Below are 13,295 nucleotides of genomic sequence, written 5' to 3'. Positions count from 1 at the left end.
ACAAGAAAATCTCTTTTCTGGTCTGACGGTGCTTACTGCTGAATTCACTGTCGGCGAAGGTAAGTTGATGACTCATGATGAACCCTGCTCCATGGCTCCAGATGACAAACATGATCTCATATCAGGGACTTGTTCGCACCTTCCCTTGATGTCGGCGATGATGCCGCCGTGAACCTTGCCCTCTTCATCCTTGATAAAGCTGGCGATCCGCTCGCGCAGATGGGTGCCGGCGTGATCCTTGTTGTAGCCCGAGAGGCCAATGCGCAGCGCTTCGATCTCATCGTCCTGAGGCGGTTGGGGTGGGGTGAGTTGCATAGTGCTTCCTGCTTGATGGTGATTGTCTCTATGGGGTTGCCGCTTCCAGCGCGGCTATCTCGCCGCCGCTGATAAGCGGCAGGTTGCGGCTGATCTGCTCCACCGGCCAGTTCCACCAGGCGAGGGCGCCCAAACGGGCGATGGTGTCGTCGTCAAAGCGATAGCGGATCACCTTGGCGGGGTTGCCGCCGACCACGGCGTAGGCGGGCACATCGCCGGTGACCACGGAGCGGGCGGCGATGATGGCGCCGTTGCCGACTTTGACCCCCGGCATGATCAGGGCGTCATAGCCTATCCAGACATCGTTGCCGATGACGGTATCCCCCTTGTAGGGGAGGCTGCCAGGGGCGGGGGCGGCGCTCTCCCAGCCGTTGCCGAAGATAAAGAAGGGGTAGGTGGAGAAGCCGGAGGTCTGGTGGTTGGCACCGTTCATGATGAACTTGACCCCGCGGGCGATGGCGCAGAACTTGCCGATGATGAGCTTGTCGCCGATGAAGGGAAAGTGGTAGAGGACGTTGCGCTCGAAGCCCGCCGCATCCTCCGGGTCGTCGTAATAGGTGTAGTCACCCACCTCGATATTGGGTCCCTTGATGGTGTTCTTGATAAAGCACACCTGGGGGAAGCCGTTCATGGGGTGGGGGTTGGCGGGATCGGGTCCGTGCATGGGGGCTCCTCTGGGGTCCGGGCTCTGGCTACCCTAACGGAATCGGGTGGAGCCTTGCCACCCTTTTGTGCCCTCCGCTTCGCCAGTCTCTGTCGCCCCCTGCCCATGTGCGCATCGACCCGGGGCGGGTTTGTCTCTAGCATGGAGGGGCGGCGGAGTCTGGCTCCGTCAAAATGGATGATGGACGAAGTGCGCCTTGCACACTTCTGGCGGAGAGAAAAGATGAAGCTGCGTTCCTTGTTGATGGTGGGTGCCCTGCTGCTGGGCGGATGTGCGGTCAATCCCTATGGGGGGACGCCTGCGCCGGTCGGCGAGCCGGACAAGCCGGTGACCAAACCAGAGAAACCCGTGGCCGAGCCTGACAAGGCCGAGCCGGTGCCTGCTCCCAAACCCGTGGCACCGACGGGGCTGGCGGTCGCCCTGGCCGATGACTTCCTGAAGGCCGCCGATGTGCAGGCGCTGGCGGGCAGCAGCCCGGTACTGCTGCTGATGGCGCCCCAGAACGGTACAGGTGAGCCCTTCAGCACCCAGCCCCTGGCGGTGGCCATGATCCAGCGCATTCAGGCCAATAGCGGCTTTCGTTTCGCAGACCCGGGCCAGGTGGCGGCCATCACGGGTCAGCTCGAATACCAGCAGGGGGGCATGAACCCCGCCTCCCTGGTGCGCCTGGGTCGCCAGACCGGGGCGGGTTACATGCTCTACGGGGATCTCCTCTCTGAAGGGGGCCGCTACCGGCTCGCCATGAGCCTGATGGATCTCAAGAGCGGCGAACTGCTCTGGAACGCCAGCCGATCCGCTGCCCGCTGATGCCGGTTTGCCGGATCCCTCTTGACCGGGATCCGGCCTTGCCCCCCTTGTCCGGGGGCGGGAATACCCCTGTGGCGCCCCTGACGTCACAGGGGTTGGCATGTCGCACTGCCTGAGGGCAAAAAAAACCTTCCTGACTGTCTGACAATTCTGGTTCTGACAGCATCCCCGATTGCTACCATTCACTTTGCCGGAGGCTTGTCCGGTGAACACGTCACCGACCGCATTCTTCCCGCCCGGCAGGCAGCTTTCTGCCCCTGTGCGATACTCCATGAGTCTTGTATAACAGGAGTACAGGGACCCACTCCCACGGATAGCAAGGAGCTCGGATGGCGCTCTCAGTGGCACAACTCTACGAAGTGATGGCCCAGTTGCCGGATCCCGTTTTCATCCTCAGCGAAGATGGCTACTACATCGAGTACATCGGCGGGATGGAGCAGCAGTCCTACCAGAACGGCAACCCGCTGATCGGCAGACAACTGCTGGACGTGCTGCCCGAGGACAAGGCGCAGTGGGTGATGGCGCAGGTGGCTCAGGCCCTCGCCAGCGGCCAGGTGCAGGTGGTGGAGTATGACCTCTCCCCCGCCGAGGTGGACGGCATCGACGCCGACGCCGGGCCCCAGGGAATGCAGCGTTTCGAGGGCAAGATAGCGCCCTTGCCCTCTTTATATGAGGGGAAGCGGGCGGTGGCCTGGATGACCCGCAGCATCACCCGCCAGTACGAGCTGCAACAGCGGCTCAAGCGGCTCGGGGAGACGGATCAGCTCACCGGCCTCTACAACCGCCACTTCTTCTTCGACCAGTATCACCACAGGGTGCAGGGGCAGCATCTCACCGGCCTCATCATGCTGGATCTCGATCACTTCAAGCAGATCAACGATCGCTTCGGCCACCAGACCGGTGACAAGGTCCTGTGCCGGGTCTGCGAGTGCGTCTCTGCCCAGTTGCGGGGGGAGGATCTCTTCGTGCGCAGCGGTGGCGAGGAGTTTCTGATCCTGCTGCCGCAGATAGACGAGGGGATATTGCTGAAGGTGGCGGAGCGGATCCGCGCCGCAGTGGCGGCCATGGCGCCGGATCCCGCCCCGGTGACCGTGAGCCTGGGCACCACCCTGATCCGGCCGGGAGAGGATCTTGGCACCGTGCTGGCCCGGGCGGACGAGTGGCTCTATCGGGCCAAGCGGGGCGGGCGCAACCGGGTGGCCCACGATGGGGCGCCCTGAGGGGCGCAGTGAACAGGAAAGAGGGCGACCCGGGGTCGCCCTCTTTCATTTGGCCGGGCCAGATCAGCCGAACAGGGTCGAGATATTCTGCCCCGCCATCAGCAGGCCGATGGCCAGGGCGCTGAACCAGACCAGGGTGGCGGCGACCAGGGCATAGCCGAGGGCGACGAAGAGCCCGTCCCGCTGCAACATGCCGATGGCCAGCAGCAGGATGGCCCAGGCGGGCATGGCGTTGGTGAAGGGAATGGCGCCCAGCGGCAGCATCAACAGCAGAGCGGCCAGCATGATGAGCAGGCCGTTGCAGCGGTTGATGGTCACGCTGCCGGTCAGGATGAGCAGGCGCGGGCGGATGAAGCGGTCGATGCGGGCCAGCAGATCCGCCCCCTTGTGCAGGGTCGGCTTGAGGTGCTCGGCGGCAAAGCGGCGCTCCATCAGGAAGGCGGGCAGCCAGGGCACCCGGTTGAGGGTAATGCCGATGCCGATGAAGAGGATCAGCAGGCCAAAGGGGGTGCTGACGCCGGGAATGGAAACCGGCAGCAGGAAGGGAACCGTGAGCAGCACGCAAAACAGCAGCATGCCCTGTTCGCCCACCAGGGCCAGCATCTGGCGCAGGCTGATGTGGCTCTCCTCGATGGCGTGGGCGGTGGCCCTCAGGGTATCGGAGAGCGTGCTTTGGGGGTCGTTGAGTTGCGCGGCAACCATTCCTGAGATCCTCGTTTGTTGATGCCACCGCTGTGGCGCCGCCAGCTTACGGGGCCGAGGTTAATCCCGGATGAATAACCCCGGGGAGCACAGATTTTTCCATCGGAAGCGGGGCAACGGGGCTGGTACAGCCCCCGTCCAGTGTGGGAGACGGGCGCTCTGATATGCTTTGCGCAGGTCTTTTCACCAAAGGATGAGCACATGAGAGGAGCGATGGGGATGGTGCCGGGGCTGCTGCTGCCCCTGGCGGGCTGGGCAGCCGAGCCCCCGGCGACGGGCTGGCAGCTGACTCCCTTTGCGGGATACAGCTCGGCCATCGACTTTCGGGCCATGGACGAGCCGGCCCCCACGCCGCACGGGAGCGACATCGACACCCTGCAAGGGGAGCGCTCCGGCAGTTGGGGGCTCTTCATCAGCAGGGAGGTGGATGACCCCGGCATGGTGGAGCTGCTCTACAGCCACCAGTCGACCCGGGTGTCCCCCGAACTGCCCGACAGGCTGACGGTGGACACCCTGCAGTTTGCCGGGGCCCTGACTCTCTCGGACAACCTGATGGCCCCCTATATCGGTGCCGGGATAGGGGTCACCCGCTTCGATGCCTACGACAGCGAGACGGCCCCTTCCATGTCCCTGGCCCTCGGGGTGCAGCCGCGCCTGACCGAACATCTGGCTGTGCGGGCCGAGGTGCGCGGTTATGGTGCCCTGGTCAACGACGACAGCCAGTTTCTCTGCAACCCGGAGATCTGCGCCTTTCGGGTGAGGGGGGAGCTGATCACCCAGTGGCAGGCCAATATCGGCTTGACCCTGAGGTTCTGAGCCTCATGATGGGACTCCTTTGACCAGACAAGGCGATACGACTCCGTGCCATCCCTGCCCCGTGAACTGCCCGTACTGCTGACCCCAAGGGGGCGACTGCGCCCCTTCGATGGGCGGGATGCTGCCGATCTCTTCGCCATCTACGGGGATCCCCTGGTGATGCGCTTCGTCGGGGAGCCGCCGTTTCCCTCCCTTGCCACCGTGTCGCAGATGCTGGCTAGCGTCGAGCGGTTGCTGGCTGGCGGCGAGTCGCTGGAGTGGGGGCTGGTGTTACGCGGCAGCGGCCGCCTGGTGGGCACCTGCGGCTTGCACAGCTTTGCGGCCGGCGCCAGCCTGCGCCAGGCGGAGGTGGGCTGCATGCTGGCCCGCAGCCACTGGGGACAAGGTCTGATGGGGGAGGCGCTGAGCGCCCTGATCGCCTATGCCCGCCAGCTTGGCATCATCACCCTGCTTGCGGATATCGAACCGAACAATCTGCCCAGCCAGCGGCTATTTGAGCGGCTGGGCTTCATCTGGCAGCAGGATACCAGCTACCGGTTACTGCTGGGCGAGGGGATCACACCAGACCGCGCGTGACGCGGCTGAGGGGCTCGTTGACGTCGAACACCTTGTACTGCACCGCGCTGGCGCCCATGGCGAGCACCCGCTGCTCATGCATGGTGGCGTAGGCGAGGGCGCTCCCCTCATCCTCGAACAGATAGATGCCGCCCGCCTCGCCGGTGCGCGGGTTCTCGGTCCAGATCTTGGAGATGAAGCCCGGCTCCCGGGTGATGGAGTCGGCCAACGGCATGGCCGCAGCAGTGAGGGTCGGTCCCATCATCTCGGCGGGGAAGTTGAAATGGATCTGCAGCAGGCTGGGCATGATAAACCTCTCGTGGGCGTTGATTGACGGAATCCGCATCATAGGAAGCCGGCATCTTGGCTGCAAGAAGGCACATTTTCGTGGCATAGTTACCGCAAAGTAACCACTCGCGAGCCATACCGTGCCCTCACTGCCCTGTCCCGCCTATCAGGTATTGCGCCTGCTGACCGGCAAATGGAAGCCGGCCATTCTGTTTCATCTGCGCGAACAGACCCTGCGCTTTGGCGACCTGCGCCGCTGCCTGCCCGAGGTGAGCCAGAAGGTGCTCACCGCCCAGCTCAAGGAGCTGGAGAGCGACGGTGTCATCATCCGCACCCTCTACCCCGACGTACCGCCCAGGGTGGAGTACAGCCTGAGCTCGCTTGGCGTCGCCCTGATCCCCCTGCTTCAGCAGATGCACGATTTTGCGCTGAACCACGTTGATCTGCTGGCTGGTCAGGGTCCTGTTTCTAGCGAGCCCGCAGCAACCAGCGGCTGAGGGCGGTGGCCGCCAGCAGTCGGTAGCCGAGCAGAGTGAGCGCCAGCAGCGCGGGTACCTTGAGGAGTTCCCACCACACCTGTTTGCCCTGGGGGCCGAAGATCATCAGCCACACCACCAGCATCATGTGCAGACAGTAGAGGCCGAGCACCTTGGGGGCCTGGCGCTCCAGCCAGCTGCCTTTGCCCCATGCGGGGTTGGCCAGCAGCAGGCCGAACAGCCCCAGCGCCCAGGGGAGCGAACCCAGCAGGAAATCATGACGAGCGAGGGGGACGGCGGCAACGCGCAGCAGACCTGCGGCCTCCAGGGCGTAGAGCCCCATCCCCGCCATCATCATCAGGGCGCAGCGCCTGGCGTCCGGCTGCCAGGCACGCAGGCGCAGCTCGGCGCCAAGCGCCACGAACAGCAAGGAGAAGAAGGGGCCGTTGCGGGTCAGCAGGGCCCACTCGCCCCCCGGCAGCAGCGGGCCATAGGAGCCGCCGATCAGGGCCAGGGCGTAGAGCAGGGCCCCCAGCAGCAGGGCCAGCCTTGGCAGGCGGGCCTGCTGGCAGAGCCCCAGGATCAGCACCGCCACTATCAGGGCGGGCAGGAACCAGAGGTGGATCATGCCGCCCACCCACCAGACGTTGAGATGATCCCCGAGCTGCATCTGCCACTGGCCTGCCATGGCGGGCAGGTAGCCCTCGCTCACCGCCGCGAGCGGGTTGAAGGGTATCAGCACGTAGAGCAGGCTCCACGCCAGCCAGAGTCCCAGCAGGGGTCGGCAGTAGCGCAGTGCGACGGTCAGCGGGTGGCCCGCGGCGAGGGCGGATTGCAAGAAGTAACCGGCGCACAGGAAGAACAGCGGTACCGCGAAGCGGCAGAGCTGGTTGATGACGGCCCCGACCAGAGGGTAGGGCGTGCCGTCCCACAGGGCGGGGTCGAAGGGGTTGCTGAAAGGGGAGAGATGGATGGTCATCACGGCCAGGATGGCCACCACTCGCCCGCATTCGATGCTGGAGATGCGCATGATTCCTCGTGGCGTTCGGGAGCTGGGCGCACCCTATCAGCCGTAGGTGCTCCCTATCCAGCCGCCTGGTCGCCAACTGTGACCCCCATCGGCGGCCGGTTACCCTTTGTTACCCGAGGTGCGGGCAAGGTTACCGCCGCCGGGAGCGGGATCCCGTTTTGGTGTCGGTAAAAGGGCTAGAGCAGGGCCACCAGCACGGTGACCAGGGCGCCCAGCAGCAGCAGGGTGATGCCGCGACCGGCGGGGCCGTGCAGCTTGTTCCACATCAGCAGGCTGGTGAGGGCCAGCAGCAGCATGGCCAGGGCCGCCAGATCCCCCACCAGTTGCCAGGGCAGGCCGGTGCCCATGCCACGGTGCAGCCGGTTGAGGCTGGCAGCGAAGTTGGCCTGCTGCAGCTCGGTGCGCACCAGCAGAGTGCCTTCCACATAGCTGGCGGCCACGCTCTGGCTGAGGGTGACACCGCGCAGCTCCCAGCGGGCCGGCAGGGTGAGGGCGCCGGATGGTGTGGGCAGGGTCTGGGGCGGGGTGATCTGGGGTCTCCCCTCCTCGAACATGTCTGCATAACGCTGTTGCAGCAGGGCTTTCAATTCATCCGGGCTGGCCAGCGGCGTGCTCAGTACTATCTCTTCGCTCGATTTGGCGGTGTGGGGACCGGGCAGGGGCAGCACGGCCCTGTGTTGCAGCCAGAGGCCGGTGAGGCCGTAGAGCAGCATCAGGGTGAGGGTGGCAAAGCCGGCCCAGGCGTGGATGCGGCGCACCCACTTGTTGTTGTGCAGGGGGAGTTTTCTGCGTGTCATCGTTCGGTGCTTCATAACAATCTGGCCAGCGAACGCTGGCCAGAGGGGTCGGTAAACAGGGAGGATCAGAAGCGGTAGGCGGCGGTCAGGTGCAGCTGACGGGGCGTGCCCGGCATGATCTGGGCCGCGCTGGTGGCGCTGACGAAGTAGTCGTGATCGGTCAGGTTCTCCACGCTCAGCTGGGCTTCCCACTGGGGCCAGCGGTAGCCGGCACGGGCGTCGAAGCGGGCGTAACCGGGCAAGGTGGTGGTGTTGGCGTTGTCGGCGAAGCGATCCCCCACCGCCGTCACCCCGGTCTCGCCGAACCAGCCCTGCTTGCCGCTCTGGTAGCCGGCGAACAGCTGGCCGTTCTGGCGGGAGACGTTCATCGGCCGCTTGCCTTGCAGGTCCGCGTCTGCCTTGACCTGCTCGGCATCCTGGATGGCGACGCCGCCGCGCAGATAGATCTCGTCGGTCAGCTGGGCACGGGCGCTCAGCTCGATGCCGTCGGTGCGCTGCAGACCGGTGAGGATCACCTTAGTGGGATCCAGCGGATCCTTGCTGCGCTTGTTGTACATCTCCAGCCGGTAGAGGGAGAGGGTGGTGGCGAGGCGGCCGTTCAGCCAGTCGCTCTTCACGCCCCCTTCATAGAGCCGGGTGTGCTGGGGATCCAGGTTGTTGTTCTTGTCCCCCGGGGTGATGCCGATAAGCTCACCGCCCACCGGGGTGAAGGTCTTGCTGTAGGAGGTGTAGAAGGCATGCTCCTCGATGGGGTTCCACACCAGGCCCAGGCGCGGACTCAGGCTGGTGACCGAGAGGGTCTCTTCCTTGTCGAGGTCGTTGCGGCGGCTGGTGACGGTGAAGTCGTCGCGGCGCAGTCCCGCCAGCAGGTGCCAGTCGCCCAGGCTGAGTTGATCCTGCACATAGAGGCCGACACCGCGCACCCTGTGATGGGCGTCGCTGGAGAGTTTCATGGCGCCGTCGTAGGTGGGCAGGGAGCCCGGATCATAGAGGTTGCCTGCCGGGATCGGGCTGGCGTTCTGGTAGAGCTTGGGGGTGCGATCCTGCCAGCCTTGCTCCAGGCCCACCAGCAGACGATGGGCGATGGGGCCGGTTTGCAGCTGGCCTTCCGCCTCGGTGTTGCTGGTGAGGCTGCTGGCCTTGAGATCCTGCTGCCAGCGGGCGCGGGTCACCTTGTCACCCTTGACGCTGGTGACATAGGTATTGTCGAACTGGCTGTCGAGGGTGGTGTAGCCGAGCTGCTGGCGCAGTTGCCACTGATCGTTGATGTCCCAGGTGAAGCGGGAGCGGGTGGACTGGGCCACATCGTCGATGAAGTCGCGGCGGGTGTCGCTGTAGACGCTCTCGATGGGGACATCCGCCGGGCGACCATCGACGCCGGGAATGCCGCGATCCGGGGTGCGATCGTGCTCGTTGCGCTCGTATTGCACCAGCCAGTTCAGGGTGTCGGTGATCTCCCAGTTGACGGAGGGGGCCAGCAGGGTGCGCTTGCTGGTCACGTCGTCGCGAAAGCTCTCCTTGTCCTCCTGGGCCAGGTTCAGGCGCACCTGTACCCGCTCTCCTGCCTCGCCGTTGAGATCGGCGGCGAAGCGTCGGCTGTCGAAGCTGCCGACCTGGGCGCTGACGCTGGAGGCCTGCCCCTTCTGGGGAACCTTGCTGACCCGGTTGACGATGCCGCCCGTGCTGCCACGGCCGTAGAGCACGGCGGCGGGGCCCTTGAGCACTTCGACCCGTTCGATATTGCCAAGGTCGCGGGTGTATTGCATGTCGTCGCGCAGGCCGTCGAGGTAGAAGTCGTTGCTGGCGCTGAAACCGCGGATGGTGACGCCGTCAAAGCGGGTGTCGCCGCTGGCGTTGACGCCGGGGATGCCGGTCAGGGCTTCACTCAGGGTGGGCTGGCCGAAGGCGGTCAGCTCGCTTGCCTTGACGCTCTCGATGCTCTGGGGCACCAGCTTGGCCGGGGTGGCGGTGCGGGTCGCGGTGGCGACCTCTTCATGCTGGCTGCGTTTGCCGACCACGGTCAGAGTTTCGTCTTCGGCACGGGGGCTGGTGCAAACCGCCAGCAAGGCGACGCCCAGCAAGGCGCGCGGGGGGTTGGAATGGTTCATCTGGGTGTGACTCTTTGTCGACCAATCGGCCTGAACTTGTTGATTTATTTGTAATTATTGATTTCTCTCATCGCGAGAGGTTGCTAATGATATTGATTTTCATTTGCCTTGCAAGGAGAAGATGCAAGAAAAAGAGATCATTGGCGGGCAGGCACTGAGGGGTCGGAACCTCGGGGAAAAGGCCGGGGGAGCCTTGGTTCGGTTCGGAGGGGACGCTACCATGGTGGCCTCGCGCCTTGGCGTACCATCCGGAACACACAGGGAGAGAAACATGGTCGAGATCATCAGGGCGGATCTGCACAACCCTCGCCACGGCGAGGCGCTGATCGCGATGCTGGACGAATACGCCAGGGACCAGATGGGGGGCGGCAGTGCGCTGGCGGACGAGGTGAAGGCGAATCTGGCCGACGCCCTGGCCGCGCGACCCGGTGCCCATGTGCTGCTGGCCTGGGTCGATGGGGAGCCCGCTGGCGTTGCCACCTGCTTCGAGGGCTTCTCGACCTTCGCCTGTCAGCCGCTGCTCAATATCCACGACGTGGCGGTGCACCCTGCCCATCGCGGCCAGGGCATCGGCAAGCAGCTGTTGGCGGAGGCGGAACGGCTCGCCCGGGAGCTCGGTTGCTGCAAGCTGACCCTGGAGGTGCTGGAGGGGAACAAGGTGGCCCAGGCTGCCTATCGTGCCAGCGGCTTTGCGGGTTATGAGCTCGATCCCGAGGTGGGCCGGGCCATGTTCTGGCAGAAGAAGCTCTGAGCCTCAGTGACAACGCGATCTTCCCAAATGAAAAACGGCGCGCAGAGTGCTCTGCGCGCCGTGTCGTCAGGTGGTTGCCGACTTAGAAGTCGTAGCGGGCCGCCAGCTGGAAGTCATCCTTGGTGTTGAGCTTGCCGCTGTCATGGCTGTCGAGGTTGTTGATGCGGTACTCGCCGATGACGCGCAGGTTCTTGTTGAACTTGTACTGGGCACCCAGGGTGTAGTAGTCGATGGAGTCGTAGTCAGACTTGCCAGCCTGCTCCACCTTCTGCTTGTTCCACAGGGCCATCAGGCCGAAGCCGCTCTCGAAGTTGTAACCCAGCGCCCCTTCCCAGCCGGTGTGATCCTTGCCAGTGGCCAGGAAGTCGCTGCCGTCGGCATAGCTCAGGGCGGCGTAGAGGGCCTTGTTGTCGTACTTGGCGGAGAGCAGCCACAGCTTGGCATCCTCTTCACCGCTCTTGTCGCGGATGCCCACGTTGTAGGCGGTCCCCAGGGAGAGGTTGAACGGGAAGGTGTAGGCCACGGCGGCACCGTAGGCGGCATCGCTGTCCTTGCTGGAGGTCTCTTCGGTGTCACCGCCATCGAACTTGTAGCTGGTATCAACCTGGAAACCGTTGAACAGGCCGGAGTACTTCAGCACGGAGCCGGCGCGGTTGGTGGCGAAGGTGTCGGTCTTGGCGCCCAGTGCCTCGTTGCCGTAACCGTCGGAGAGAGAGACATCAGTCCAGTCCGCCAGGAAGCCAGGAGCCCCCTTCTGGCGACCGAAGGTGACGGTCCCCCAGTTGGCGCCGACACCGGCGAACGCCAGACGGGTACGCAGGTTGTCGGAGTTCTCGCTGACGGTCTTCTCGCTGTCGTTGATGTACATCTGCAGTTCGTACTGGGCCAGCGCCTTGAGACCCGGGTTGATCTCGCTCTCTACCTTGGCGCCCAGACGGACAAACTGGTTGGCCCCCTGCTTGTCGCTGTATTCGTTCTTGATGTCACCGTTGGCGTCCAGCTCTTTCTTCTCGCCGAAGAACTGGCCGGCGTAGATGCGGCCGTAGAGGTCGAGCAGGGTGCTCTCGTTTTTGTACACTTCGACGGCTTGAGCCTGGAAGGCGGCGGTAAGAGCCAATGCTACTACTGTCAGCTTTTTCATCATGATCCCTTGTGTTGCAAGCTTTTGTTTTAAAAGACGGGGCCATGCTAGAAGTGACAGATGACAGTCGGGTGACCGTGCAATGAACAAACCGTGTCGGTTCCATGTCAGCGGGATGAAAACCGGGATTTATGTGGCTGGTCGCCACTTTTACGCGCAAAGGTTTGCCCTTGTGGTAGAATGCCGCCCGTTTTCGAGCTCCTAAGGTTGGATATGCGATGAGACGTGAACTGGCAATCGAATTTTCCCGAGTGACGGAAGCGGCTGCACTGGCTGGCTACAAGTGGCTCGGACGTGGTGACAAGAATATCGCCGATGGCGCGGCCGTGGCGGCCATGCGTCACATCCTCAATCAGATCCAGATCGATGGCGAGATTGTGATCGGCGAAGGGGAGATCGACGAAGCCCCCATGCTCTACATCGGCGAGAAGGTGGGCACGGGTCAGGGCGACGCCGTGGACATCGCGGTCGACCCCATCGAAGGGACCCGCATGACCGCCATGGGTCAGGCCAATGCCCTGGCCGTGCTGGCGGTGGGCGACAAGGGATCCTTCCTCAAGGCCCCCGACATGTACATGGAAAAGCTGATCGTGGGCCCCAAGGCGAGAGGCGCCATCGATCTCGATCAGGCCCTGGAGCTGAACCTCAAGGCCGTGGCCAAGGCGCTCGGCAAGCCCCTCTCCCGTCTGACCGTCATCACCCTGGCCAAGCCGCGTCATGACAAGGCGATCAAGGAGATGCAGGGTCTGGGAGTGCGGGTGTTCGCCATTCCCGACGGCGACGTGGCCGCTTCCATCCTCACCTGTCTGCCGGACAGCGAAGTGGACATGCTCTACGGCATCGGTGGCGCGCCGGAAGGGGTGATCTCGGCGGCGGTGATCCGTGCCCTGGACGGCGACATGCAGGCTCGCCTGATCCCCCGCCACCAGGTCAAGGGTGACAGCCCCGAGGTTCGCGCCCTGGGTGAACAGGAGATCGCGCGCTGCGAGGAGCTGGGCATCGACGTGAGCAAGGTGCTCAAGCTCGAAGATCTGGCCAAGAATGACAACGTCATCTTCTCGGCCACTGGCATCACCAAGGGTGATCTGCTGGAAGGGATCACCAGCGACGGCGTCATGGCAACCACCGAGACCCTGCTGATCCGCGGCAAATCGCGCACCATCCGTCGTATCAAGTCGATCCACTTCCTGGATCGCAAAGACAGCGTGGTACGGGACATCATCCTGTAAGCAGGAGGATGGCGGTGGCGGCAAGTCACGTACTCTCATGCCGTCGTATCAAGCCGATCCACTTCCTGGATCGCAAAGACAGCGTGGTACGCGACATCATCCTGTAAGCAGGAGGATGGCGGTGGCGGCAAGTCACGTACTCTCATGCCGTCGTATCAAGTCGATCCACTTCCTGGATCGCAAGGACAGCGTGGTACGCGACATCATCCTGTGATGTGCTGACTCCCGCAGCAAAAAGCCCGGCACTGCCGTAATGCCAGTCAGTTAAGCCTGACTGGCATTGTTTTTACTAGGTTTTCTCGTCGCATACTTCTGTGGTTTGGCTTTGATGCACCTTGGGTAACTTCGTTCTCGGCGGGCGGGTAACTTGAACTGCTCTGCCTGTTTGTCCAACTC

At 63.9% G+C, this 13,295-nt stretch carries 14 protein-coding genes and 1 pseudogene; 7 read left to right on the top strand and 8 right to left on the bottom strand.

Annotated features, from left to right (window positions below; genetic code table 11):
- Nucleotides 1–144 precede the first annotated feature (144 nt).
- Nucleotides 145–315, bottom strand: a pseudogene (locus J9892_RS08885) (GNAT family N-acetyltransferase); the annotation flags it as partial.
- A gap of 28 nt (nt 316–343) precedes the next feature.
- Nucleotides 344–979 (bottom strand): Vat family streptogramin A O-acetyltransferase, encoded by a 636-nt coding sequence (locus tag J9892_RS08880; protein WP_161469863.1) that lies wholly within the window; start codon nt 977–979, stop codon nt 344–346.
- 222 nt (nt 980–1,201) lie between these two features.
- On the opposite strand from J9892_RS08880, the gene J9892_RS08875 reads away from it, so the two are divergent.
- Nucleotides 1,202–1,786 (top strand): hypothetical protein, encoded by a 585-nt coding sequence (locus J9892_RS08875; RefSeq protein WP_010672673.1) that lies wholly within the window; start codon nt 1,202–1,204, stop codon nt 1,784–1,786.
- Nucleotides 1,787–2,115: 329 nt separating this feature from the next.
- Nucleotides 2,116–3,006, top strand: a complete 891-nt coding sequence (locus J9892_RS08870; RefSeq protein ID WP_069785519.1) for a sensor domain-containing diguanylate cyclase — start codon at nt 2,116–2,118, stop codon at nt 3,004–3,006.
- 63 nt (nt 3,007–3,069) lie between these two features.
- Here J9892_RS08870 and J9892_RS08865 read toward each other — a convergent pair whose 3' ends face one another.
- Nucleotides 3,070–3,708: an exopolysaccharide biosynthesis protein gene (locus tag J9892_RS08865; protein WP_010672675.1), complete on the bottom strand. Its 639-nt coding sequence runs from the start codon at nt 3,706–3,708 to the stop codon at nt 3,070–3,072.
- A 201-nt stretch (nt 3,709–3,909) separates the two neighbouring features.
- Here J9892_RS08865 and J9892_RS08860 point away from each other — a divergent pair, with 201 nt between their 5' ends.
- Both J9892_RS08860 and J9892_RS08855 read left to right on the top strand, forming a co-directional pair.
- Nucleotides 3,910–4,524 carry an outer membrane beta-barrel protein gene (locus J9892_RS08860; protein WP_042864545.1) on the top strand — a complete coding sequence of 205 codons (615 nt, stop codon included), beginning with the start codon at nt 3,910–3,912 and terminating at the stop codon, nt 4,522–4,524.
- Between the two features lie 45 nt (nt 4,525–4,569).
- Entirely contained in the window at nt 4,570–5,100 is a 531-nt protein-coding gene (locus tag J9892_RS08855) for a GNAT family N-acetyltransferase (protein ID WP_043154613.1), read from the top strand.
- Here the strand turns inward: J9892_RS08855 and J9892_RS08850 are convergent.
- Nucleotides 5,081–5,386 (bottom strand): monooxygenase, encoded by a 306-nt coding sequence (locus J9892_RS08850; RefSeq protein WP_069785520.1) that lies wholly within the window; start codon nt 5,384–5,386, stop codon nt 5,081–5,083. The genes J9892_RS08855 and J9892_RS08850 overlap by 20 nt on opposite strands.
- 121 nt (nt 5,387–5,507) lie before the next feature.
- Between J9892_RS08850 and J9892_RS08845 the strand changes: the two genes are divergently transcribed.
- Nucleotides 5,508–5,864: a helix-turn-helix domain-containing protein gene (locus J9892_RS08845; protein ID WP_161469864.1), complete on the top strand. Its 357-nt coding sequence runs from the start codon at nt 5,508–5,510 to the stop codon at nt 5,862–5,864.
- On the opposite strand, the gene J9892_RS08840 is transcribed toward J9892_RS08845, so the two are convergent.
- From J9892_RS08840 to J9892_RS08830, 3 genes are all read right to left on the bottom strand, one after another.
- Nucleotides 5,836–6,873, bottom strand: a complete 1,038-nt coding sequence (locus tag J9892_RS08840; protein ID WP_161469865.1) for an acyltransferase family protein — start codon at nt 6,871–6,873, stop codon at nt 5,836–5,838. The genes J9892_RS08845 and J9892_RS08840 overlap by 29 nt on opposite strands.
- Nucleotides 6,874–7,049: 176 nt before the next feature.
- Nucleotides 7,050–7,670, bottom strand: coding sequence for a PepSY-associated TM helix domain-containing protein (locus J9892_RS08835; RefSeq protein ID WP_069652288.1), 621 nt, complete (start codon nt 7,668–7,670; stop codon nt 7,050–7,052).
- A 65-nt stretch (nt 7,671–7,735) separates the two neighbouring features.
- Nucleotides 7,736–9,778 (bottom strand): TonB-dependent siderophore receptor, encoded by a 2,043-nt coding sequence (locus J9892_RS08830; protein ID WP_161469866.1) that lies wholly within the window; start codon nt 9,776–9,778, stop codon nt 7,736–7,738.
- Between the two features lie 271 nt (nt 9,779–10,049).
- Here J9892_RS08830 and J9892_RS08825 point away from each other — a divergent pair, with 271 nt between their 5' ends.
- Nucleotides 10,050–10,529, top strand: a complete 480-nt coding sequence (locus tag J9892_RS08825) for a GNAT family N-acetyltransferase (protein WP_161469867.1) — start codon at nt 10,050–10,052, stop codon at nt 10,527–10,529.
- An 82-nt stretch (nt 10,530–10,611) separates the two neighbouring features.
- Here J9892_RS08825 and J9892_RS08820 read toward each other — a convergent pair whose 3' ends face one another.
- Entirely contained in the window at nt 10,612–11,670 is a 1,059-nt protein-coding gene (locus J9892_RS08820) for a porin (protein WP_029313567.1), read from the bottom strand.
- A 218-nt stretch (nt 11,671–11,888) separates the two neighbouring features.
- Here J9892_RS08820 and glpX point away from each other — a divergent pair, with 218 nt between their 5' ends.
- Nucleotides 11,889–12,899, top strand: coding sequence for a class II fructose-bisphosphatase (glpX, locus tag J9892_RS08815; protein WP_039040467.1), 1,011 nt, complete (start codon nt 11,889–11,891; stop codon nt 12,897–12,899).
- Nucleotides 12,900–13,295 lie beyond the last annotated feature (396 nt).

The organism is Aeromonas sp. Prich7-2, from assembly GCF_017939255.1.
In the GTDB taxonomy this organism is placed as follows: Bacteria; Pseudomonadota; Gammaproteobacteria; order Enterobacterales; family Aeromonadaceae; genus Aeromonas; species Aeromonas caviae.
Note: the sequence above shows the minus strand (reverse complement) of the source record. Positions and strands in the feature narration are given on the sequence as shown.

Excerpts from the sequence above, each read along its gene's own strand:
- J9892_RS08830 (WP_161469866.1), bottom strand. The coding sequence starts at position 9,778 with ATGAACCATTCCAACCCCCCGCGCGCCTTGCTGGGCGTCGCCTTGCTG.
- J9892_RS08835 (WP_069652288.1), bottom strand. The coding sequence starts at position 7,670 with ATGACACGCAGAAAACTCCCCCTGCACAACAACAAGTGGGTGCGCCGC.
- J9892_RS08825 (WP_161469867.1), top strand. The coding sequence starts at position 10,050 with ATGGTCGAGATCATCAGGGCGGATCTGCACAACCCTCGCCACGGCGAG.
- J9892_RS08860 (WP_042864545.1), top strand. The coding sequence starts at position 3,910 with ATGAGAGGAGCGATGGGGATGGTGCCGGGGCTGCTGCTGCCCCTGGCG.
- J9892_RS08870 (WP_069785519.1), top strand. The coding sequence starts at position 2,116 with ATGGCGCTCTCAGTGGCACAACTCTACGAAGTGATGGCCCAGTTGCCG.
- glpX (WP_039040467.1), top strand. The coding sequence starts at position 11,889 with ATGAGACGTGAACTGGCAATCGAATTTTCCCGAGTGACGGAAGCGGCT.
- J9892_RS08880 (WP_161469863.1), bottom strand. The coding sequence starts at position 979 with ATGCACGGACCCGATCCCGCCAACCCCCACCCCATGAACGGCTTCCCC.
- J9892_RS08875 (WP_010672673.1), top strand. The coding sequence starts at position 1,202 with ATGAAGCTGCGTTCCTTGTTGATGGTGGGTGCCCTGCTGCTGGGCGGA.
- J9892_RS08840 (WP_161469865.1), bottom strand. The coding sequence starts at position 6,873 with ATGCGCATCTCCAGCATCGAATGCGGGCGAGTGGTGGCCATCCTGGCC.
- J9892_RS08850 (WP_069785520.1), bottom strand. The coding sequence starts at position 5,386 with ATGCCCAGCCTGCTGCAGATCCATTTCAACTTCCCCGCCGAGATGATG.
- J9892_RS08865 (WP_010672675.1), bottom strand. The coding sequence starts at position 3,708 with ATGGTTGCCGCGCAACTCAACGACCCCCAAAGCACGCTCTCCGATACC.
- J9892_RS08820 (WP_029313567.1), bottom strand. The coding sequence starts at position 11,670 with ATGAAAAAGCTGACAGTAGTAGCATTGGCTCTTACCGCCGCCTTCCAG.